Raw genomic sequence first — 21,423 nt, forward strand, 5'->3', positions numbered from 1 at the left:
CTAATTTTTGATAAAAGTAGTACAATAGTAAGTGCAATGGAAGTGCATTTGTTATCTACTACATTTATCACAAATACCTTTTACCACAAAATTTACATTTTCTGAAACAAAGCCATCAGGCACTTTAATTTGTGGTATTTTATGATCTGTTAGGCAAATAGTTTCATTGCAATTGTTACAATGGAAGTGTAGGTGTAAATCGGTTTTTATATCACAATTACATCCTTGTTCACATAATGCATATTTGGTAATTCCAGTTCCATCGTCTATTTGATGTACTATATCTTTTTCTTCAAAAGTTTTAATAGTTCTGTACAAGGTAGTTCTATCTGCTTTTTCAAAAGCATTTTCTATATCACTTAAGGTTACTGCTACATTATTTTCAGCAAGAAACTTATAAATTAATAAACGCATTGCTGTAATACGTATTTGTTTTGACTCTAATAATTGTTCTATAGTGTTCATAATTAATCTTGTTCTTTGTTACCAAATGGTTTAATAATAAGGCCTACACTAAATATAAAACCATCTGTTGGCGCATATATTTCTGGGAAAACAGGATTTTCGTGTGGTGGTAAAACCAAAGGTGAAAACCTGCTTTGTCTTCTATCTGTAAAATTTTCAAAATTTACAAATACACTTCCTAATTTAAAGTTACGCATTACCAATAAACCCATAGTTACAAAGTCTGTGGTTTCTGTACCATTAGATAAAAACTGTTTGCCAGTATAAAAGGTTTCATATCCAATTCGCCATTTTTCAGATTCGTACATCAAAACACTACCTGCATTATGTTTTGCAGTTAATGGTTTCTGTGGATTACCAGGTAAATAATTTAGTTTGGTATCAATAAGTGCATAGTTTAAAAACCATCTAAAATCTTTGTAGGTAAATTTAATATTTGTTTCTGCTCCTTTACTCAAGATTTCATCTGTTGCATTTTCGAACTGAAATAAACCGTTATCTGTTGAATTTAAAAGCAATCCATCTTTAATAGCAGTCACGTAAAATAATTGATTTATAGAAAAACCAATCTCATCAGATAGTCGCGTTTGATAATTGAAATCAAAATTAACGCCATAAGAACGTTCTGCATTGGTGGTAGACTTATCTATACCTAGTACATTTTCAAAGTTGATATATTCTGCTTCTTCTGTAAAAATATCTGGAATCTTATACCCTAAACCTCCACCAATTCTACTTGAAAAACCATTATCATTTTTGTAGAGTAATGAAATTCTAGGAAGTGGAAAGAAACCGAAATCAGTATTGTAATCTGCTCTTAATCCTGTTTCCAATATCCAATTATCTGATAAGTCATAGATATTATTGGCAAATGCACCAAAGGTTACATCTTTTTGGTCTCTTTGTAATGGTAAGTTATCATTTTCATCAAAATTTGAGGTATATAGATTAGCGCCAATTATCCAATCCGTTTTTTCTGATGTTGTATTATATGTAATTTCAGTAAACGTATTTGTTTGTTTTCCATCAAAATTAAAATCGGGAACTGTTAAATTCCTATCAAAAAAAGAGACACTATTTTTAAACTCTAATGAACTAACAGCATCTAATTGCGTTTGATATACCAATTGACTGCTTAATCGTTTTGAATTGTTTTCTTCTGTGTATTGATGAATACCCTCTTCACCATTTTCAATTTTATTAATATCACCACCAATTCTATCATCATACGTACCATTTAAACCAAACCAAACTGTTGTATTCTCTGATGGATAATAAAACAGTTTAGGGTTAAAAGAAATTGAAGTTGTCTTTGGCAAATTACTAAAGCCATCACCTTCAGGGTCGTATGCTTTTTGATAATGAGCAGAGCCATATAGTGATACACCGAATTTTTCATTCCGTTTGCTATAAAATACATTGGCTGTACTTCCTAATGCTTGTGTTTGTGTTAGCATTATGTCTAAAGCAGGTTCAAATTCTGGCGTTTTGGATACCATATTTATTAAACCTGCAATAGCACCTCCACCATAAAGAGTTGATGAACTTCCTTTAATAATTTCAAATTGTTGTAGGTCTAAAGGTGGTATTTGTAAAATACTTAACCCACTTGAGAAACCACCATACAATGGAATACCATCTCTTAAAAGTTGTGTGTACCTTCCATCTAATCCTTGAATACGAATATTGGTGTTACCACTACTTAATGAAGTTTGTTGCATTTGTATTCCTGTACTTTCACGAAGCACCATAGAAATATTAGTAGGGTTCATTATTGCTTTTTCTCCTAATTCTTCAACTCCTATAAATTCGATACGTGTTGGTATTTTTTTTACTGTTCTTGTACTTCTAGTGGATTGCACTACAATGGTTTCTAATTGACTGGCTCCTTCTTTTAATTTAAAAATTAATGCTGTGTTACTTGGAATTTGAATTGAAGTCTCAAATGTTTCAAAACCTAAAAATGAAATGATTATTTGGTGCTGACCATCTGGGATTTTTGTAAACTCTGCAATACCATCAAAATTGGTTACTGCTCCTTTTTCTAATGTTTCAAAGTAAACTGTAGCACCCATTAAGGGCTCGTTTTCTTCAGTGACAATTTTAATTTGTATATCGTTTGTTTGTGCCTTAATTGAAAGGCAAAATAATAGCATGAGCTTTATGCTCAATAAGTATTTATTCATTGAATTTAAATTGTAATATTAACTAAATAATTGATTTTATAAACGTAATAATTTAGCTTATTACTTTTGGCGGTTGCCAAATATTAGATTGGAAATCAAATCTATAAATCGACCGATAAGTAGATATTAATTTTGTAGAAATTTTATTGAAAGTTAATAACTCAAATGTTGCTAAAGGCTCATAAGTTATTGACATACCACAACAATTACAAATACATATACTTGGACAGGTGTCATCACTATCTTCTTGGTGATTGTGGTTCATACTTATTTCATCTTGATGCTGGTCTTCTAAATTTTGACCATCAGAACAAGGCTTTGCCGAAAGCAATAGTATTAATAATGATAATATAATTGTTACATTTTTCACTGTTACAAAGATAGACAAATACTTATGCAATGATTGTGCAAATGTTTGGTATGAAATACAATCAACTACAAGAATTACATAAGTTGCAAATGATTGTGAATTATTGCTTATAAATGAAAACCTAATACTGTTCCGAATTAATTAAATCAACCAAATCTCCACCATCTTCAATATTTGAGGTCTCTAGAATAGTACTACATTGAATGTGAAAACCTTCTAAATTTAATTGTTTTGAAACTTTATTCCATTTATCAAATTCAGTTTTGTCTGGATATGCTATAACATTATATTCTTTTAAGGGGTTTAGTAATTCTTTTTGGAAATTAGACTTACTGCCTGTTGCTAACCAAAGGACTTTTGGCTCTACAATACTCATTATTACAGCAGTCTTTTCTGATTCTACTAAACAAATTGTATTACCTTTTTCGATGTTGTTTATGTTTTGTAATCCAAATAGGCATTGTTGTAATACGAAGTCTTTTAATTTCATTTGTTTATGAATCCAACTAATCCTATTATAAGGTTTCTTAACTCTTTTGCCTGTATTTCTGTCATATAACATAATTTTACCACCATGGATTACGTTTTGGGAATCAATTTGCCAGAATACTGTTGCACCATTCCAGTAATTTGTGGTGCCTAATTGAAATTTATTAATTGCTTGTAATACTTTTGTTGGATCATAATGTTTAAGTAAATAAGTAATAAAATTATTTTGTTGCTTTATGTTGTTGATGCCGTTATTTACGATATTAATCTGTTGCCTACTGTTGTTATCTTGTTGATTTATACTAGAAAACTGTTGTAAAACTGTTGTTTTGTGAAACGTTGGCTGCGTTGCAACATGATTAATACTTGCATTATTAACGATACAATTTTTTGAAGGATTTTTGAAGTAACCACATTTGCTTTCCCTATCACATCTACCATCTATATGATTTAAGTATTGCATAGTTTCATTGTCAATAAATTTGACAAATGTTTTTTTATTGCAATTAGGGCATAAAAACTTCTTACTTGATGGATCCAAGCTGTATTTGTAATTTTTACTCATATTATTTCTATTCGTACCAATCGTACCAATTATTTAGTACGATTGGTACGACTTTTTTTTACTACATTCTCTATTAAATATCTAATTGCATCATTATCAGCGAAATCTGGCAATTTGTCTTTTATGTTAATGTTTTTCTTATTCATTTCGCTTTTGAGCATATGAAATAGCTTTGTAAATTCTTCTTCTTGAAGAGCTTTAGCAATTACATATACATCAGAAGCTAACATATTAAATACCTAGTTTTTTTCTTCTTTTTCTTATTGCACCTTCACTTAGACTTAATCTATCACCAATTTTCACATTACTAAGTCCTTCAGAAATAAGCAGTTTAATTTGCTCATTTATTTCATTACTGTTTATAGTGTTATTTGTATTGAGGTGATTGTTTTCTAAATCAAATTCTTCAAAACAAAATTCTAGAAAGTTTGTTGCTTTATCTATACTACAAAGTATAATGTTTTCTGCATGATAGATGTGCTCTGTATTTCGCTGTTTCAATTGCTTGATATACCTAAATGAAGGGTCTTGAGAACTTTTGCCTATAGCAAAGCAACTATCACAAAAATTCATTAGCATTTTACTACCAGCTAAGTCATTTTTTGTAATTGGTTTAGAATCATCTCTTTTAGGTGTGTGTGCTAAAACTAAAATTGATATTCCTTTAGTTTTTGAAAGTTGTTTTAAAGTTTTCATTAAAACCAAAGCGTCTTTTGCTTTTTCGTTTTCAGCACTTAAAAATGTGAGGTTGTCAACAATTAAGATAGTAGCCTGTGTTTCTTCAATATAAACAGGAAGGGTTGCACATAAATACTCTTCGTAATTCTTAAAATTACTTGGTAGAGTTTCTTCAGTATTTAATTCTGCTCGAAGAAAATTATGATGAAACTGATAATGATTGGTAAAATTTTCTGCATATCGATTTTCAAATTGCTTATCAGATAATTCAAAATCTAAAAAAAGTACTTTCTGTGGTGCACATTCTAATTTGAAACCATTAATTGAAACACCATAACTCAAACTATCGGCTATTTGAACAGCTAATATGGATTTTCCTAAATTGGTGTCTGAAAATAGTATACATAATTCATTTTCATACCAAAGTTCACTAAATAGCATTTTAGGAATAGGTCTGCTTTTTGCATTATTTATCCAAGAATTTGCATCATTGATAATTAGAGAATTTACATCCTTATTATTTTTTTGTAATAAACTTTCATTATGAAATATATCTTGACTAATATTTTGTATTGCTTCTTTACTCATGGTCAAAATATTTATTGGTTGATGTTGGATTACATTCAATAACAATATCTTCTAGTTCTTCGGAAAAATAGTCATCTGTGTATTCATATATTATCTCTCTTAATAATTTTGAAATGTTTTGGTTGTTCTCATCTGCGATGATTTCAAGATCATCTTTTAATCTTGAGTTAATTCGAATGTTAATTGTTGTTTTCATTCTTCTTTTATTTTATAAATTAATACTTATAAATACATGCTAAAAAGAATAATGAAAGCATACCAATGGGCAACTACCTAATTAACAGTATTTAACTAGGTGCAATATTGGAATAACATAAAGTTTAAAAAAGGGAAGTAGGATGGGAAATTTGTGGGAAATTTGTGGGAAATTTTCCTTTTTGTGGGAAATTTTAAAAAATGGATTCTAATTTCTGAAATTGTCCCAATCTTTTTTGATTTTTTTGACCCTATTTCTATGGGTGTTTGATTCATTTCCATTCAACTTTAGAGTACTAAAGTTAAAATTGAAATAACTGTTTATAATTTCTCCAAATACTTTCGATGAAGGCGTTGTTATACATAGAACATTATTGAAGAAATCATATAAACATATAGCAAATGCTCTATTAATTTTTTCTGTCTTTAAAATTTGATTTTCAATGAACTCTACTTGTTTTAGAGAATGAAAATTTTCAGCGTATTTCTGGTAGATTATTTTAGAAATTGGTTTGGTGGCAAATACATTGTTTTCCTCTAACTTGAATTGATTATTTAATTCTATTAAGATTTTTAAATTATTTTCAAATTCAAATATATTTTTGATAGTAGTATTATTATCGAATAAATTTTTATTGTAGTAATTATTATCTCCAGCTAAAAATGGTATTATTAATTCAAGCTCATAATCCAGATTATTAATTAAAGTTTCTTGATATCTTTTTAGGTACTCAAATTTTGTGTTTGGTACAACTTGACGATTTTCGTCAAACTTGAATTTCAAGCCTATTTTGTTTGGAACCTTATTGTAATAAAAATTAAAATATTTTAAACCAATCTTTTTACGTTCATTTTTATCAAGTCCAAAAACATCTTCTTCTAAATCAAGATTAAATAAAATATTATTTCCAAGTCCTGCACTGTAATGGTTAAGTAAATATTTATAAAACTCTTGTGAAATAGCATTGTTATAAATAAACTTTTCTTTAACCTGCTTATTACTTTTATTAATACGATACTCTCCTAATTTATTAGTTTCTTCAAATACTCCTGAGGATTCATGAGAGATATACTTATTACCATAGTTTTTATTAATTATATATTCAGTTATTCTTACTAAATCATTTGTTTCATAAATTGATAATGGTAAAGTATTGTAAAAATGTATTTTCATTATTTTAATAAATTTGAATAATCTTCAGGAAGTATTGCATCTATTTTTCTTAAGTATAATTCGAGAGCTTCCATTCTTTTATGACCAGTTATCAACATTAGTTTGCTTTTAGCTTCAAAGGGTGAATAAGACTTAGACATTTCATTATATAATTTGGTTATAAAAGTGTGTCTAAAACTATATAGACCATATTCTTTACCTAATCCGAAATGATCTTTTACTTTTTTGAATTGTTTTGTGAAGTAATCTCTCTTATTATTTTCAGTAGTAGCCCATTGATCACCAATTTTATTGGGTGTAAATAAAAAATCATTTTGATTTAGCTTTTTAAGATCTGGCAACTGATCAATGATTATAGTAGGAATTATTTTTATTTTGACGGGTTGATTTTTTGCCCTTACATAAATTTTCTTATCAATGATATCAATGTCTCCTACTTTTAGTCGGCAAACTTCAATTGGTCTCAAAAAATTATAAGAAACAAATTGAACAAATAGATGTAAAATCTTATTAGTGTTTTTTAGGTAATCAAATATTTCATTAAGCTCAGTAGGAGTGTAAGTCTTATTTCTTTCTGGAGTAGATTTTAGAATATTTATTTTTTTAACAAAATTATCTTTTATAATCTCATTGTCTTCTAACGTTTGAAATAATGAACTAATATCAGTTCGAGTATTGTTTCTATTTCTAGCGCTTGAAGTTTGCAATACACTATTTAAATATAGAATTACATTTTTTTTATTTATGCTAGAGATATCATCTTTTGGTTTTATACTTTGTTCTTCCAACCACTTTTTGAACCTATTAATTCTTCCATTAAAGTTTTTAAAGGAAGTAGCACTTTGGACTTTTGATTTTATTTTAAGTCCTAGATTGAAAGCATCTTCAATAGTATGAGTAGGTAGGGTGTTATTTATATCGGATTTTATTTCTTTTTTAGAGGAGCTCGTCACATCTGTTATTTTCTCTTCCTTTATTGAAAGTTGTTTTTCGAAAAATTCAATTAATTCTTCATTCTCTTGGTACGGGTTGTATCCTTTTTGTAATAGAATGATCAAACCTTTTTTAATTTTATTTAAAATGTATAATCGATCTTTTTTGCTTTTATAGGTGTTTACACCAGCTTTTATATTAGTTTGTCTTACCAATTTACCTGTTTCTGGATTTCTAAAAGAATAATAAACGTACCAATTCTTAAGTAGTGCTTCCTTCTTAGTTTTTGATGAGAGTTTAGACCAATTGGATATATCTACACCACCAGTGTAGAATTTTGGATCAGAATATTTCATTTTCATAGGTGAATCGTGTACTATATCGTGTACTCTTTGTAAAAGTAAATAAAATGAGGGCATAAAAAAACGAATTGTGAGACACAATTCGTTGTTTTATCTAGTTTAAACTTGTAGCGAAGACGGGATTTGAACCCGTGACCTCAGGGTTATGAATCCTGCGCTCTAACCAACTGAGCTACCTCGCCATCGACTTTGAGGATGCAAATATAATCGATTTTTGCATACTGGCAAGTTGTGGTTTTAATTTTTTTTCTTCAAATTAATACTTATCTTGTGCATTAACTTTTTATAAAATGGATAAAGTAAAATACGAAATAGAAATACCTGTTCATGCGTCTCCAAATATGCTATATCAGTATATTTCATCACCATCTAATTTACAAGAATGGTTTGCAGATACAGTTAATTCTAGGGGAAAAATATATACCTTTAGTTGGGATGGTACAGAAGAGCAAGCAGAATTGATAACTAAAAAGTCTGAAGAACGAATTAGATTTAAATGGCTGGAGAGTGAAGATGATGAAAGTTTTTTTGAAATTAAAATTCAAGTTGACCCGTTAACTAAAGATGTTTCTTTAATAATAACTGATTTTGCAGAAGATGAAGATGAGGTAGAGGAAGCAAAACAACTTTGGGAAAATCAAATTGATGAATTAAAGCACACTATTGGAGCTTAAAATTTATTTAGAATATAGCCTATACAGCTCAACCTTTAAAGGTTGAGTTTTTTTATATATTCTTTTTGAAAAAGCTTAATTTTGCATTTTTAAAAATTTAGATGATGGTTAATTATAATGGGAAATTACTTAATGAAGAAGATTTGAATATTTCAATTCAGAATAGAGGATTTAAATACGGTGATTCCATTTTTGAAACTATAAAAATTTTCAAAAATAAAGTTGTTTTTTGGGAAGATCATTATTTTAGATTAATGGCTTCTATGAGGATGCTAAGAATGAAAATTCCTTTAAAATTTACTTTAGAATATTTAGAACAGGAAATTCTTAAAACAGTTAAAGAAAATAATAATAGTGATTTAAGTAGAGTTCGTCTTAATGTATTTAGAAAAGATGGTGGCTTATACACTCCAATTACTAATGAAATTGACTACACTATACAAGTAAATTCAATTAATTACATAACAAAAGAGAATTATAAAATAGATGTTTTTAAAGATTTTTATAACTATTCTGGGTTACTGTCTACAGTGAAAACAAATAATCGAATGGTAAATACTTTAGCTAGCATTTACGCCAAAGAAAATGACTTAGATAATTGTGTTTTAATTAACGAAAGAAAAGGTGTTGTAGAGGTTTCTAACGGAAATATATTTGTTTTAAAAGATAATGTTGTAAAAACACCAAGTCTTAATGAAGGTTGTATTAAAGGTATTGTAAGAAAGAAAGTAATTGAAATTATTTCTAAGAATGATAATTATATTTTAGAAGAAACAACTATTTCACCTTTTGAAATTCAAAAAGCAGACGAGGTGTTTATAACTAATGCTATTATAGGGATTCAGCCCGTTACAAATTATAAAAAGAAGTCGTTTAAAACTGAATTTGGAAATAAAATAGCAAAAAGTTTAAATGTATTAGAATTTACCTCAAATTAGTTTAGAGAAACGTCATTTGGTGCATTAGCCCATAATTTGTAATCTCCTCCTTTTTCTAACAATTTCTTGCGCCAAAAAGTGTCTTCATTTTCTGAAAAAATATTTTTAATGTTGTTTTCAGAGATGAACCAAGAATTGATATTAATCTCGTCTTTAAGTTGGTTTTTGCCCCAACCAGAATAACCTAAGAAAAAACGAATATCTGTTGCAGACAATTCACCACTATTCAAAAGTTGTTTTAAAGAATCAAAATTTCCTCCCCAAAATATCCCATCACTTATTGCAATACTATCAGGAATAAGATCTGGTACTTTATGCACAAAGTAAAGATTATCTTGTTCTACAGGTCCTCCTTGATAAACTGTAAAATCAGATTCAATATCAGGAATTAAGTCTTTTAGAACATAGTCTAAAGGTCTGTTAAGTATAAAGCCAACAGAATTACTTTCTGTATATTCTGTAATTAAAATTATAGCCCTGTTAAAAGAGCTATCATTTAATATAGAAGGTTCTGCAATTAATAATCTACCTTTAAGTGGTTCTAAATGCGACATAAGTAAATGTAACTAAATTTAAGCAAAAAAAAAACTCCCTTAAAAAGAGAGTTTAATTTGTAATTTATTCTGTAAACTAGTTTACAGCATCACTTAATCCAGCTCCAGCTTTAAACTTAGCTACATTTTTAGCAGCAATTTGGATTGTTTTACCAGTTTGAGGGTTTCTACCACTTCTTGCAGCTCTATGAGAAACTGAAAAAGTTCCAAAACCTACTAAAGCAACTTTATCTCCACCTTTTAAAGCAGAAGTTACATTATCTGTAAAAGATTCTAATGCTGCTTTTGCTGCTACTTTAGAAATTCCTGCGTCTGCAGCCATTGCGTCGATTAAATCTGACTTGTTCATAATAAATAGATTTTTAAAAATTAATTGTTTATTTTTTGCTAATAAGCTTAACAAATATATACGTATTAAGGGCCTACGCAAATTACGACCCCTAAAAAGTAGGTATTTGTTAATAAATACACTTAAATTGTTAATAAAGGTAGCTAGGAAATTAGAAAATCTCTATAAACCTTGTCAATAAAGGGGTTAAAGCATTTTAGCGTTTTCAGAAAATTGAAAACCATTTAATAGACTTTTGGAATCTAATTTTTTCTTACCAGCAATTTTAATTTGATCTATAATGATGAACCCATCAGTGACTGCTACCTTAAGTTCACTTTTAGAGGTTATTAGTTTCCCTATTTTATAATTATGATCTTCTTTAACTTTTTCTACTTCGTAGATTTTAGCTTTTAACTGCTCTTCATTATTTTGAATTATTGTCCAAGCAGCAGGAAAAGGATTTAAACCTCTAATTTTATTGTAGATTATAGATAAAGGTTGGCTCCAATCAATTTGCGTATTTTCAGCAAATAATTTAGGTGCTTGTTTTTCCTCTAAATCTGGCTGCTTTTTAGTCTTAATTTCACCTTCTTCAATCTTATCGACAGTTTCTGATACTAAGTTAGCTCCAAGGTACATTAACCTATCATGTAAAGATCCAACAGTTTCATCATCCTTAATGATAATTGATGATTGAAGAATAATTTCTCCAGTATCAATTTTTTCATCAATAAAAAATGTGGTTACTCCAGTTTTTTCTTCACCATTAATAATTGCCCAATGAATAGGGGCAGCACCTCTATATTCTGGTAACAATGAAGCATGGAGATTAAAAGTACCTAATTTTGGCATTTGCCAAACAGCTTTAGGTAACATTCTAAATGCTACTACTACTTGTAAATCAGCATTTAAAAGTTTTAATTCTTCCAAAAAAGATTCACTTTTTAAATTAGTTGGTTGTAAAACGGTTAAATTCTGTGAAACAGCATATTTCTTAACTGCAGATTCGTTTAATTTTCTTCCTCTACCTGCAGGTTTATCTGCAGCAGTAATAACACCAACTATATTGTAATTATGCTCTACTAAATGTCTTAGAATTGTAACTGCAAAATCTGGAGTACCCATAAAAACAATTCGTAAATCTTTCATAATTCTATTTTAATTGATATTTATTTTGATAATTAATTGCGATAATATTGTCTGAGATTAATTGACGCAAATGTATTAAAATGTCTTTTTCATTTGCCTTAATATGTTGATTAATTTCTTGAGAATTTAAGCTGTTTTTTGTTTTTAATAATGAAATGATTTCTTTCGAAATATTTAGTTTCTCTTTCTTTTTTTCAGATAAACATACATCACAAATACCACATTTCTTAGCAGAATTTTCTTCGAAATAATTCAATAATTGAATGTTTCTGCAAACTAAATTATTAGAAACATAAGCTAAAAAATCATTTGATTTTTTTTCTTTTTGTGTAAGAAATTTTACAACATTTTTTGATACTAAATTAATAGTCTTATCATCTTCTCTAGGAACTAGAAATTGTATTTCTAAATCGGTTTCAACTTGCTTGTATTCTACTAAATCATCTCGTTGTAAACGCAATAATTCTTCTTTTACTTTACTCGAGGTAATATTATTCTTTTTGGCGATTAGAAATTCATCTATTTTAACTTCTTGTTCAAATAACCCTGAATAAGTTCTTAATAATGAATTGATAAACTTTTTAGTATAGATATTCCTTATGGTGTAGGAAAGCACGTTTTTACTTGTTGTTTTAAAGAATAATGTAGATTTTTGACTGTAAGTGTTAGACAGAGTTATAATGCCGTTATTTGACAAAATTTTTAAAATTGTATCTACTTTTATTGCAGAAAAATTATATAATTTAGAAAATTCTAACAGATTAAATCTATAAAATTCGTCTTTAATTTCACCAAGAGAAATTCTAAAATATTGATATAATTTATGATGTACTTCTTTAATTTCTTTTAAACTTGGAATCGATTTTTTAACCTGCTCTTTGTACATTAAAATATCACTCTCATTTTTTAGTAATACAGCAAATGATTTTTTCTCATCTCTACCTGCTCTTCCACATTCTTGAATGTAATTTTCGATTGAAAATGGCAAATCGAAATGAATTACGATACCTACATTAGATTTGTCAATTCCCATTCCAAATGCATTTGTAGCAACCATAATTGGAGTAGTTTCTACTAACCAATTATGAAAAGCATTTTCTTTAACTTTTGTAGATAGTCCTCCATGATAAAAACTACTTTTAAAATTGTTTGCATTTAGAAATGCTGCTATATCTTTTGTTTTCTTTCTAGAATTTACATAAACAATAGCAGGTCTTTTTGTTTTTGTAAAAATCTGTATAAGCTTCAGTAATTTATCTTGTACATCAAAAACCTGATAAGCTAAATTATCTCTGTAAAAAGATTTTCTAAATACTTTTGGTTGAACTAAATTGAGGGTATTTGCAATATCGTTTATGATTTTGTTATTTGCTGTTGCTGTTAATACAATACATTTAGCATCTTTAGTTATAGCTTTTAAAAGAGAAATGTTTCTATAGGAGGGTCTAAAATCATGGCCCCATTCAGAAATACAATGAGCTTCATCAATAGCAATTAGGTTTACATTTAACTCTTTAATTTTTTGTTGTACCAATTGAGATTGTAATCTTTCTGGTGATAGGTAGAGAAACTTGAAATTTCCAAATTTCACATTATCAAAAAGTGTAATAATTTCATTATTTGATGCACCAGTTTTTATGGTTGTGGCTTTAATGTTTCTCTTTTTTAAATTTGCTATTTGATCATTCATCAAAGCAATTAAAGGAGAAATTACAATACAAACACCTTCCATTTGTAATGCAGGTATTTGAAAACAAATAGATTTACCTCCACCTGTTGGTAATAATGCAATTACATCATTTTTTTGAAGAACTTCTTCAATAATTTGTTGTTGAGGTTCTCTGAAACTATCATGGTTCCAGTACTTTTTTAATATTTCTTTAGATGAGTTTAACATTCACTAGAAAGCGAATTAATAATAAAATCAGTACGATCTTTAATTGATCCAAATGGAACATCAATTAATTTATAGCCTAATGAAGAATAAGCTTCTTTTAAATATTGATCAATTTTTATAGACTCTTCAAAAGACTCATATCTTTCATTGTCTGTAACATGGATTTCTTTCCAGGGAGCAAAGTGAAAGATAATGTTGTACTTGTATTCTTTATTCTTTTCTGTAAAAGTAGATGGGTAATCACTCTTAAAGTAATCTAAATAGGCTTTAACATCAGGTATTCCTCTATCAAAAAACACCAAATTTTTCTTACTGTTTTCTGCTTCTAAAAATTGTTGTTCTCTGCCTTCTAAAAGCTTTTTACTAAACAGTAAGGGCTCAGTTAAAAAAAGTTGGTCTATACCATCTTTTTGGGCTTGCAGAGTAACTGCTCTAGAAACTTCTTCTAAACAAAAATAACCTCTTTCCTTTAAAGCATTTAAAACACTAGTTTTTCCAGTGCCTGGACCACCTATTAAAACAATTTTTAGTTGATTATTTTTCAAAAAATTTAGCTTAGAATTATTATTTTTGATTTTAAGAATAGTGCTTAATTTACAAAAATAAATCATTCGCATTATAAATCTAATTTTTAACGTAATTTTGTGGCCTACTATTTGCAAATAGTAAGTAGAATATACAATTATGAGCGATAAAAAAGCATTCTATATAAAGTTAAAAGGGCAGTTAAAAGATACTACTCAATTTCCAGCAGATTATATGTACAAGTTTATTGTGCCTGCAGATGGCAGTCAGCAACAAGAAGTACAGGAGGTATTTGATAATAAAGGCGCAGTAATTAAAACCAAGAAATCTAAAACAGGAAAATATATTAGTATTTCTATAGTTTTAAAATTAAGTAGCGCAGACGAAGTCATCAGTTACTATAGGAAAGTGGAAGAAGTAGAAGGTATTATATCATTATAGGTTTATGAAAAAACTAATCTTATTATTTTTAATGGGTTTAACTTCTGTAATTACAGCACAGAAGAAAGATAAAGTGCTAATCACAATAGATGATGAGCAAATTATGGTTTCTGAATTTAAAAGAGTATATGAGAAAAACTTAGATGCAATTGATAATGAAGAAGCTAAAGATTTAGAAAAAAACCTTGATTTATTTATCAATTACAAATTAAAAGTAAAGGAAGCTTATTCTATAAAGTTAGATACTTTATCATCTTATGTAAAAGAGATGAAAACATATAGAAATCAGCTTGCAGCACCTTATATGCAAGATTCTGCTTATGTAAGTTTGTTGGTAAAAGATGCTTATTTTAGAACTAAGAATGAGGTAAAAGCCAAGCATATTTTAATTAGAACACCAAAAGCAGCTACACCTAAAGATACTTTAGAAGCCTATCAGAAAATAATGAAAATTAGGAACCGAATTTTAAAAGGTGAAGATTTCGAAAAAGTAGCTGAAGAAGTTTCAGAAGATGAGTCTGCTAGAGCAGATGCAAAATCTGGTAGAGTGGGTAACAGAGGTAATTTAGGTTATTTTTCAGCTTTTAAAATGGTATATCCATTTGAGAATGCTGCCTACAATACTAAAAAGGATGATGTTTCTATGCCTTTTAGAACTAGGTTTGGTTATCATATTCTTAAGGTTGATGGGTTTAGACCTTCAAGAGGAGAAGTAGAGGTTGCTCATATTTTAATTACAGATAAAACAGCTAAAGGAGAAGAAGTAATTAATACTGTGTATAACCGTTTAGAAAAAGACGAGCAATTTAAAATGTTAGCTCGTAAATATTCAGATGATACTGGTTCTAAATCTAAAGGGGGAAAGTTAAGAAGGTTTGGTTCTGGAGTTATGGTGCAACCTTTTGATGAAGTTGCATTCAGTTTAACTAAGGAAGGCGAATATTCTAAACCTTTTAGAACTCGTTTTGGTTGGCATATAATTCAATTGATTAAAAAACATCCTGTACAATCTTTTGATGAAATGAAGAAAGAACTCACTGGTAAAATTAGGTCTAGTGATCGCTTGCAACTTTCAGAAAAGGCAGTTGTAAATAAATTGAAAAAAGAGTACAAAATAGAAGAATTTTCAGAAGCTAAAGAAATTTTTAATGTTGTTAATTTAAGGAATATTGCAATTGATTCTTTACAAATGAAAATTTTAGAAATTAACGAAAAAAGCTATACCCAGGCCGATTTTGTAAAGTATATCAAAAGAAGAAATAATAAGCCAGTTTTTGATTTGTTTAATGATTTTAAAGATCAAGAAATATTAGAATATTACAAGAATAATCTAGAAAAAACAGAGCCTGATTTTGCACATATTCTGCAAGAATATGAAGATGGTTTATTGCTGTTTGAGTTGATGCAAAGAAAAATTTGGGATAAAGCATCTAAAGATACTTTAGGACTCAAAAATTATTATTCTAGTAATTTAAAAAAGTACAATAATAAAGAGTTGAACAAAATAAAAGGAGAGGTTATGAATGATTATCAAAATCATTTAGAACAGCTTTGGATTACAGATTTAAGGAATAAAACAGCTATTGAGGTTAATAAAAAGCAACTGAAAAAACTGATTAAATATTACAGAAAAGACTAATGAAGAGATTTCTAATTTTTGTCGGATTTTTAACGCTTTTCAGTTCTTGCGACTATCTAGAAGTGCAAGAAAAAGAAGCAACAGCCTCAGAAATTGTAGCAATTGTAAATACCGAAAAACTATTTAGAGAAGACTTAAGAAAATTTTTACCTAAGAATATAAGTAAAGAGGATAGTACAATATTAGTTAAGGGTTACATAAACGATTGGGCCATAAAACAGTTGTTGCTTAAAAATGCTGAGAGTAGTAGCTCTTTAGAAGAAATAACAAATATTGAAGCTTTAGTAAGAGATTATAAACAGAGTTTACTCATCAATAATTATAAAGAAAGACTCATAAAACAACAATTAGATACAGCTATTGTAGAGCAAGAAATTGCTAAATTTTATGAAGAAAACAAAGAGAATTTTAAATTGAATGAAGAGTTATTAAAAATCAAATACCTTCATTTAGATAATAATATCATCAATAAAAAAGAATTGACAAAGTTATTTAAATCTGATGATATAGAAGATTTAGAGGCTTTAGAAAAACAGCAATTGAGTTTTAAGAATTATCAGTTTAACGATTCTGTTTGGACTCCTTTAGATAAGGTTTTGTTAAAACTGCCATTTTCTAAAGAAAATCTGTTAAATAAAACTAAATTCCTTGAAAAACAAGATTCATTAGGTTTATATTTGGTGACCATAAAAGATGTTTTAGTTAGAAACGATACAGCACCTTTAAGCTATATTAAACCTACCATAAAACAAATGATTTTGCACAGACGTAAAATCGAATTAATAAGAGATATAGAAAAAATTTTAGTACAAGATGCAACAAAGAACAACAATCTTAAAATTTATTAAAACTGCAATGTTAGTCGCTTTTTTTGGACTAGCAAGCACTTATACATCAGCCCAAGTTAAGATTGATGGTGTAGCAGTTGTTATTGGTAAAAATATTGTTTTAGATTCAGATATAGAAAAATTTAAGCAAGAAGTAGAAGTAAGATCTGAAGGTAAAATTAAAATTTCTGATTGTGAAATGTTAGAAGAATTAATGCAACAGAAATTACTAGCACATCATGCAGTTATTGATAGTGTAACAGTTTCTGATGAAGAAATTTCTAATAGAGTAGAAAGAAGTGTTGCTTTTTTTACAGAACAATTTGGTTCTGTAGATAAAGTTATAAAAGCTTATGGTTTTAATGATTTAGATGATTTAAAAAAAGAATTATATTCTGTACAATCAGAAAATGTACTTATCGAAAAAGAACAATTAAAAATTACAGATAAGATAGATGTTACCCCAGAAGAAGTACGTTTATATTATGTGGGTTTAAAAAATGCAGGTGAGCTGCCAGAATTTTCTGCTGAAATAGAATTGGCGCAATTGGTCATAAAAGCAAAACCAACTGAAGAAGAAAATCAGCGAATTATAGATAAGTTGAATGAGATTAAGCAACAAATTGAAGATGGTGCAAACTTCAAAATGAAGGCAATTATAAACTCTGACGATCCAGGAGTTACAAGCAATGGTGGTAGATATGAGGTTACTAAAGAATCTCAATTTATTAAAGAGTTTAAAGAAATGGCGTTTTCTTTAGATGTTGGTCAAGTATCAAAACCATTTAAATCAGACTTTGGTTATCACTTAATGCAATTGCATGAAATTAAAGGAAACATGAGAATTGCATCTCACATTTTAATGCAACCTAATGTTCCTGAATCTTTATTGAGCGAAACAAAAGCAAAAGCTGAAGAAATAGCTAATGACATCAAATCAGGAAAAATCACTTTTACAGAAGCTGTAAGAAAATATTCTGATGATGAAGAAACTAAGAATGATGATGGATTATTAATGAATCCATACACTGGAGAAAATACTTGGGATTTAACAAGAATGGATCCTGCATTATATGCTAGAGTTGCAGAGTTGCAAAAAGGTGAACTAACAGACGTTTTCTTTGACGAAAATAGAAGTGGTGAAAAGATGTATAAGTTTATTGTGATGAGAGACAGAACTAATACACACACTGCAGATTTAGTTAACGATTATGTAAAAGTGCAAGAATTGGCTTTAGCTAAGAAAAAGGAAGAAGCAATTACGAAATGGGCGAAAGAGAAAATCTCAGATACATATATTAAAATGTCTGATGAGCACAGAAAATGTACTTTCGAAAAAAATTGGAAAAAAGAAACAGGTAAATAATGTCTGACGTTAAAGCTGTAAATGATTTAGTAGTAAAATACAATACTCTAAAGTCTGAAATTGGTAAAGTAATTGTTGGGCAAGAAGAGGCTGTAAATTTTACATTATTATCCATTTTTTGTGGAGGACACTCTTTGTTAATAGGAGTTCCTGGTTTAGCAAAAACACTTTTGGTGAATACAGTATCTAATGTTTTAGGCTTAAATTTTAAAAGAATTCAGTTTACTCCAGATTTAATGCCTTCAGATATTTTAGGTAGTGAAATCTTGGACGAAAGCAGACAGTTTAAATTTATTAAAGGCCCAATATTTTCTAATATTATTTTGGCTGATGAAATTAACAGAACACCACCTAAAACACAAGCAGCGCTCTTAGAAGCAATGCAAGAGCGTTCAGTAACTGTTTCTAACAATCATTATAAACTAGATTTACCTTTCTTTGTTTTGGCAACACAAAACCCTATTGAGCAAGAAGGAACTTATCCTTTACCAGAAGCTCAATTAGATAGATTTATGTTTTCTATTCATTTAGAATATCCTTCTTTTCAAGAAGAAGTTCATGTGGTTAAAGCAACAACAAGTAATTTAATGACTTCTGTAAATGCAATTTTATCAAGTGATGAAATTATTGCCATACAAGATTTGGTTCGTAAAATTCCTGTAACCGATAATGTTATTGAATATGCTGTTGGTTTGGTAGGTAAAACAAGGCCTAAGTCTAAAGCAGCAACAGAATTGGTGAAAAACTATCTAGATTGGGGAGCAGGACCTAGAGCCTCTCAAAATTTAATTTTAGCGGCTAAAGCACATGCAGCTATTAATGGAAAATATTCTCCAGATATTGAAGACGTGAAAGCAGTAGCTGTGCCAATTTTATCTCATAGAATTGTTAAGAATTATAAAGCAGAAGCAGAAGGTATTACAATACAGACTATTATTGAATCTTTGCTTTAGTCCTCTTCAACAGAAGGGTTTTCGAAAAAACTAAATACATTTCCTCCATATCTTTTATCAAAAGCATGATTTTCATGTTCTGAGATATCTGTATGTTTAGAGTGCTCTACAATTAATACACCTTCCTCTTTTAAAAGGTTGTTTTTAAATACTAATTCTACTATTTCTAAGAATTTTTCAGTAGTAAAGTCATAAGGTGGATCTGCAAAAATGATATCTGCTTGCAAAGAGGTTTTCTCTAAAAATTTATAGACATCACTTTTGTAGGTGTTTATGTCTAAATCTAACTCTTTTGCAGTATTGTAAATATATCTAATACAATTATGGTTGGCATCTATTGCATAAATGTTTTTAGTTCCTCTAGAGGCAAATTCGTAACTAATATTACCAGTTCCCGAAAATAAATCAATTACATCTATGCTGTCAAAGTAATAAGTGTTGTTTAAAACATTAAACAAACCTTCTTTAGCCATATCTGTTGTAGGACGAACAGGTAGGTTTTTAGGTGCCTTTAAACGCCTTCCTTTGAGTTTTCCTGATATTATTCTCATTATCCTAATAAAGTATAGTTAGTATGTTGTGCTAAATCTAAACTTTTAAAAATAGCATTGGTGTTTTTTAGAAAGTCTACGTTTCTAATAAATTGATAAGTTATTTTATAAACATCACTTTCTTCAGAGATAGCTCCACTAAATAGTAAATTAAATTTTTCTGGATTTAGTTCTAATTGTTCTGCTGTAAATAATATGTAGTATATAAAATCCTCTTTGGTTTCGTAGTTAAAAGAGTTTAGAAATATCAGCTTTTTAGCTTCTAAAACAACAACATCAAAATGATGTTTAGATACATTTACATACATCAATTTTTCATCCTTACTAGGCAGTTTTATTAACTTTTCTAGTAATACAGTTTGATGATGCTTGTACTCGAACTCTCCAAAGCTATTAAACAGATAATTATTAATATTCACGTAAGGAATATAAATATTATGAATTGCAAGTTTTTCTATATTATCAAAAGCAATAAAATCATTTTTAAATATTTTTACAGAAAGATCTAGGTAAGAAGCTAATGAGTTTTTATCAAAGTATTCAGTTGGTGCAGTTGTAGATAAATGATTTTCGTGTATTACTTCTATACTATCAAAATCATACTGCAAATGTTTATTCTCTTGAAAAATACGTTTTATGTTATCTAATAAACTTTGAGGTGTTTTTAGTGTCTCTTCAAAGTCGTAATTAGATAAATATAGCGATTCTTTTGTGTCAGAATTTGTGATACAAAAAGAAAATCCATCCAAACTAAATTGGATGGATAATGCTAAATGTTTTGTGTTCTGTAAAGATTTTGTACTATTCTTTATCTGCAATTTTCCTGTCATATGATGGTGGCCAATTACCTCCAGTAGTTACTTCTTCTAAAGATCCAACAGAAACATACTCACCTTTAATTTGGTCTGTTTCAATTGCTTCTAATTCTTGTTTTACTAAAGACTCATTCATACCATCTAAAATTCCTCTTTTAGGAGTTCTAGCTCTGAATGTTGGTTGCATTAAACCTTGTACTTTTTCTACTTCACCTATTTCTAGTTCAAACTCAGTATTTGGCACACCAGGTACTTTAAACATGTTTTTGTAGTCTCTATCTTTAAAGTATTTAATTACTGGTTCATAACCAATAGTATCTGTTACTCTTTTCTCTTCATCTACAATAATACCACCACCTTTATTAACTTGCTCTACAATAGTTTTAGTTTCGGTTAATGCTAATTGAGCAGTATCTACAAACTGAATTAAACCAGCTTTATCTTTAGTGTATTTACCATAAACTTCGTAATATTTTACTTCTGCATCTCTAATAATTTTTAAACTATTAACAACTTCTGCATACTTCACTACTTTTTCTTTGTTAAATTTAATTGGCTCCATAATTCCGCCATAAATTTGATAACCCAAGAATCCTGCCAATGCTAAAAGTAAAATAGAAGGAATCCATCTTAAGTTTAGAGGTAAAAATTTAACGATTACATAAGCTATTAGAACTGCTACTAACACAGCTCCTAAAATCATTAGTATTAAATTCATTATAAATTTGTTTTTAATAGTATTAACGCAAATCTACAAT

The 21,423-nt window shown here is 28.7% G+C and carries 24 protein-coding genes and 1 tRNA gene; 7 read left to right on the forward strand and 18 right to left on the reverse strand.

What is annotated here, in order from left to right; translation table 11 throughout:
* Nucleotides 1-51 precede the first annotated feature (51 nt).
* The 10 genes from LPB302_RS00260 to LPB302_RS00305 form a co-directional block, all read right to left on the reverse strand.
* Nucleotides 52-465 (reverse strand): Fur family transcriptional regulator, encoded by a 414-nt coding sequence (locus tag LPB302_RS00260; protein WP_053974358.1) that lies wholly within the window; start codon nucleotides 463-465, stop codon nucleotides 52-54.
* Nucleotides 466-467: 2 nt separating this feature from the next.
* On the reverse strand, nucleotides 468-2,621 hold the full coding sequence (locus LPB302_RS00265; protein WP_422903159.1) for a TonB-dependent receptor: 2,154 nt from the start codon (nucleotides 2,619-2,621) through the stop codon (nucleotides 468-470).
* An 82-nt stretch (nucleotides 2,622-2,703) separates the two neighbouring features.
* Nucleotides 2,704-3,021, reverse strand: coding sequence for a DUF6660 family protein (locus LPB302_RS00270; RefSeq protein WP_231658718.1), 318 nt, complete (start codon nucleotides 3,019-3,021; stop codon nucleotides 2,704-2,706).
* A gap of 121 nt (nucleotides 3,022-3,142) precedes the next feature.
* Nucleotides 3,143-4,075 carry a DUF6371 domain-containing protein gene (locus LPB302_RS00275; RefSeq protein WP_053974361.1) on the reverse strand — a complete coding sequence of 311 codons (933 nt, stop codon included), beginning with the start codon at nucleotides 4,073-4,075 and terminating at the stop codon, nucleotides 3,143-3,145.
* A gap of 29 nt (nucleotides 4,076-4,104) precedes the next feature.
* On the reverse strand, nucleotides 4,105-4,305 hold the full coding sequence (locus tag LPB302_RS00280; RefSeq protein ID WP_053974362.1) for a hypothetical protein: 201 nt from the start codon (nucleotides 4,303-4,305) through the stop codon (nucleotides 4,105-4,107).
* Nucleotide 4,306: 1 nt separating this feature from the next.
* Nucleotides 4,307-5,341, reverse strand: a complete 1,035-nt coding sequence (locus LPB302_RS00285; RefSeq protein WP_053974363.1) for an AAA family ATPase — start codon at nucleotides 5,339-5,341, stop codon at nucleotides 4,307-4,309.
* Nucleotides 5,334-5,537: a hypothetical protein gene (locus LPB302_RS00290; protein ID WP_053974364.1), complete on the reverse strand. Its 204-nt coding sequence runs from the start codon at nucleotides 5,535-5,537 to the stop codon at nucleotides 5,334-5,336. Before LPB302_RS00290 ends, LPB302_RS00285 begins: the two co-directional genes overlap by 8 nt.
* A 207-nt stretch (nucleotides 5,538-5,744) precedes the next feature.
* Nucleotides 5,745-6,710 carry a hypothetical protein gene (locus LPB302_RS00295; RefSeq protein ID WP_053974365.1) on the reverse strand — a complete coding sequence of 322 codons (966 nt, stop codon included), beginning with the start codon at nucleotides 6,708-6,710 and terminating at the stop codon, nucleotides 5,745-5,747.
* Nucleotides 6,710-8,005 (reverse strand): tyrosine-type recombinase/integrase, encoded by a 1,296-nt coding sequence (locus tag LPB302_RS00300; protein WP_340780754.1) that lies wholly within the window; start codon nucleotides 8,003-8,005, stop codon nucleotides 6,710-6,712. The genes LPB302_RS00295 and LPB302_RS00300 overlap by 1 nt, the downstream gene beginning before the upstream one ends.
* Before the next feature lie 108 nt (nucleotides 8,006-8,113).
* A tRNA-Met gene (locus LPB302_RS00305) sits at nucleotides 8,114-8,187 on the reverse strand.
* Nucleotides 8,188-8,295: 108 nt separating this feature from the next.
* Here LPB302_RS00305 and LPB302_RS00310 point away from each other — a divergent pair.
* Both LPB302_RS00310 and LPB302_RS00315 read left to right on the forward strand, forming a co-directional pair.
* A complete protein-coding gene (locus LPB302_RS00310; protein WP_053974367.1) occupies nucleotides 8,296-8,679 on the forward strand; it encodes an START-like domain-containing protein in 384 nt (127 codons plus the stop codon).
* Between the two features lie 104 nt (nucleotides 8,680-8,783).
* Nucleotides 8,784-9,617, forward strand: coding sequence for an aminotransferase class IV (locus LPB302_RS00315; RefSeq protein ID WP_053975330.1), 834 nt, complete (start codon nucleotides 8,784-8,786; stop codon nucleotides 9,615-9,617).
* On the opposite strand, the gene LPB302_RS00320 is transcribed toward LPB302_RS00315, so the two are convergent.
* The 5 genes from LPB302_RS00320 to LPB302_RS00340 form a co-directional block, all read right to left on the reverse strand.
* Nucleotides 9,614-10,171, reverse strand: a complete 558-nt coding sequence (locus LPB302_RS00320) for a YqgE/AlgH family protein (protein ID WP_053974368.1) — start codon at nucleotides 10,169-10,171, stop codon at nucleotides 9,614-9,616. The genes LPB302_RS00315 and LPB302_RS00320 overlap by 4 nt on opposite strands.
* 76 nt (nucleotides 10,172-10,247) lie before the next feature.
* Nucleotides 10,248-10,520, reverse strand: a complete 273-nt coding sequence (locus tag LPB302_RS00325) for an HU family DNA-binding protein (RefSeq protein ID WP_015479825.1) — start codon at nucleotides 10,518-10,520, stop codon at nucleotides 10,248-10,250.
* Nucleotides 10,521-10,706: 186 nt separating this feature from the next.
* Nucleotides 10,707-11,651 (reverse strand): methionyl-tRNA formyltransferase, encoded by a 945-nt coding sequence (gene fmt, locus LPB302_RS00330; protein ID WP_176966486.1) that lies wholly within the window; start codon nucleotides 11,649-11,651, stop codon nucleotides 10,707-10,709.
* Between the two features lie 4 nt (nucleotides 11,652-11,655).
* Nucleotides 11,656-13,548 carry a RecQ family ATP-dependent DNA helicase gene (locus LPB302_RS00335; RefSeq protein ID WP_053974370.1) on the reverse strand — a complete coding sequence of 631 codons (1,893 nt, stop codon included), beginning with the start codon at nucleotides 13,546-13,548 and terminating at the stop codon, nucleotides 11,656-11,658.
* Nucleotides 13,542-14,093, reverse strand: a complete 552-nt coding sequence (locus LPB302_RS00340; protein WP_053975331.1) for an AAA family ATPase — start codon at nucleotides 14,091-14,093, stop codon at nucleotides 13,542-13,544. The genes LPB302_RS00335 and LPB302_RS00340 overlap by 7 nt, the downstream gene beginning before the upstream one ends.
* A 139-nt stretch (nucleotides 14,094-14,232) precedes the next feature.
* Here LPB302_RS00340 and LPB302_RS00345 point away from each other — a divergent pair, with 139 nt between their 5' ends.
* Genes LPB302_RS00345 through LPB302_RS00365 form a run of 5 tightly spaced genes read left to right on the forward strand, consistent with a single transcriptional unit; the run spans nucleotide 14,233 to nucleotide 19,299 of the window.
* Complete coding sequence (locus LPB302_RS00345; protein WP_053974371.1) at nucleotides 14,233-14,514, forward strand: DUF493 family protein; 282 nt, start codon at nucleotides 14,233-14,235, stop codon at nucleotides 14,512-14,514.
* A gap of 4 nt (nucleotides 14,515-14,518) precedes the next feature.
* Complete coding sequence (locus tag LPB302_RS00350) at nucleotides 14,519-16,153, forward strand: peptidylprolyl isomerase (protein ID WP_053974372.1); 1,635 nt, start codon at nucleotides 14,519-14,521, stop codon at nucleotides 16,151-16,153.
* Nucleotides 16,153-17,001 carry a hypothetical protein gene (locus tag LPB302_RS00355; protein WP_053974373.1) on the forward strand — a complete coding sequence of 283 codons (849 nt, stop codon included), beginning with the start codon at nucleotides 16,153-16,155 and terminating at the stop codon, nucleotides 16,999-17,001. The genes LPB302_RS00350 and LPB302_RS00355 overlap by 1 nt, the downstream gene beginning before the upstream one ends.
* Complete coding sequence (locus LPB302_RS00360) at nucleotides 16,967-18,346, forward strand: peptidylprolyl isomerase (protein ID WP_053974374.1); 1,380 nt, start codon at nucleotides 16,967-16,969, stop codon at nucleotides 18,344-18,346. Before LPB302_RS00355 ends, LPB302_RS00360 begins: the two co-directional genes overlap by 35 nt.
* On the forward strand, nucleotides 18,346-19,299 hold the full coding sequence (locus tag LPB302_RS00365) for an AAA family ATPase (RefSeq protein ID WP_053974375.1): 954 nt from the start codon (nucleotides 18,346-18,348) through the stop codon (nucleotides 19,297-19,299). The genes LPB302_RS00360 and LPB302_RS00365 overlap by 1 nt, the downstream gene beginning before the upstream one ends.
* Here LPB302_RS00365 and LPB302_RS00370 read toward each other — a convergent pair.
* From LPB302_RS00370 to LPB302_RS00380, 3 genes are read right to left on the reverse strand one after another with little or no spacing between them, the layout of a single operon-like run.
* The gene (locus tag LPB302_RS00370; RefSeq protein ID WP_053974376.1) at nucleotides 19,296-19,850 is read right to left on the reverse strand and encodes an RsmD family RNA methyltransferase; all 555 of its coding nucleotides are present in this window, start codon (nucleotides 19,848-19,850) and stop codon (nucleotides 19,296-19,298) included. The two genes, LPB302_RS00365 and LPB302_RS00370, sit on opposite strands and share 4 nt — an antisense overlap.
* Entirely contained in the window at nucleotides 19,850-20,680 is an 831-nt protein-coding gene (locus LPB302_RS00375; RefSeq protein ID WP_053974377.1) for a DUF3822 family protein, read from the reverse strand. Before LPB302_RS00375 ends, LPB302_RS00370 begins: the two co-directional genes overlap by 1 nt.
* Nucleotides 20,652-21,383 carry a hypothetical protein gene (locus tag LPB302_RS00380; RefSeq protein WP_053974378.1) on the reverse strand — a complete coding sequence of 244 codons (732 nt, stop codon included), beginning with the start codon at nucleotides 21,381-21,383 and terminating at the stop codon, nucleotides 20,652-20,654. Before LPB302_RS00380 ends, LPB302_RS00375 begins: the two co-directional genes overlap by 29 nt.
* Nucleotides 21,384-21,423: the final 40 nt, after the last annotated feature.

This window comes from Polaribacter dokdonensis, from assembly GCF_024362345.1.
Lineage (GTDB): Bacteria > Bacteroidota > Bacteroidia > Flavobacteriales > Flavobacteriaceae > Polaribacter > Polaribacter dokdonensis.